Source organism: Moorena sp. SIO3I6, from assembly GCF_010672095.1.
In genome coordinates this window covers 1-1,089 of the sequence record NZ_JAAHHU010001664.1, presented here as the reverse complement: position 1 = coordinate 1,089, position 1,089 = coordinate 1, and the positions used below count along the sequence as shown (strand labels likewise).

The 1,089-nt window shown below is 40.3% G+C and carries 1 protein-coding gene; it reads right to left on the bottom strand.

What is annotated here, in order from left to right:
* Positions 1–739: 739 nt before the first annotated feature.
* The coding region (locus tag F6K49_RS52120) for a TRCF domain-containing protein (RefSeq protein WP_293110904.1) at positions 740–1,089 on the bottom strand (350 nt) is incomplete at its 5' end.

Genomic DNA, 1,089 nt, shown 5'->3' with positions numbered 1-1,089 from the left:
TTGGTGTGTGTTTTGATATTAGGGATTATGTTTTTGCCAAATTTTTTTACTGATTAAACGAATAATTTTTGTTAAGTTTCTTTGACGGTGGGCGCTTCCAGTTGGATGACTACATGCTGCCGTCACTAGCTGGTTGAGCTGCTCATATAGTTGAGTCATAATGCGATCGCTCCGCCTTTGCTGATATTGCCTTTTTCCGAAAATACTATGTTCACATCAGTATGTATATCTTAGGTCGGGTCAGCTTCAGGTCTGTAATCTGAACTACTCCAGGATACTCGGAGTTTTGGTTAAGACTAAGCCAGTATTGATCTATTGACAGTAATGGTATGATGTGTTAAAAACTAGGGACTAGAAACTAGGCTTAACTATCTAACATCTAACATCTAATATTTAAAACTTATTGTTTAATAACCAAAAGCTAGCAGTTATTAAATTAAGCATTAAGTATAAAATAAAACACTACAATTAAAATTAAATTTCAACATCTAACACCTAATACCTAACACCTAAGCTAAGCAGTGATGTTTCCCAATTGCCAGAAATTTTTGATCAAATTTTCGGGAATCTCTGGAAGACACCTTGTAGTAAGTAAGTAACGTAGCTTTACTAGAGCTTGTCAAACATCTTGGACAGTTTTTGACATATGCCTCTAGGATTTCCTCCCAGTTGATGTACAGTAGCGGTTGTAGCAATAGTTGCAGCCGCTTTTTTTTTGGAGGGTAATGGGTAATGGGAATTAGGGATTGGGGATTGGGGATTGGGGTAACCCAACCACAGTAGGTTCTGGCAGTGCGCCTTGCATCTTGCCTAACCACTCAATCAGGCTCTCTAGCTGTTTGTTGGTCTTGACCAGACCTAAACCACGAACCGTAACTTTACCAGGAGAATAGACAAAACGCGATCGCAAATGTTGGGGGAGGTTCTCTTGGAGTAACTTCCAGGCTGGTTCCTCCATGGGTGTTTCTAGGATAATGTGTTGTTTACCCTCAGGTCGAATTCGGGCAAATCCCAAAGACTTCCCTAACTGTTTTAGTTCCATCACCCGCAGTAATTGCTCTGCCACGGAGGGAATTGGACCATAGCGAT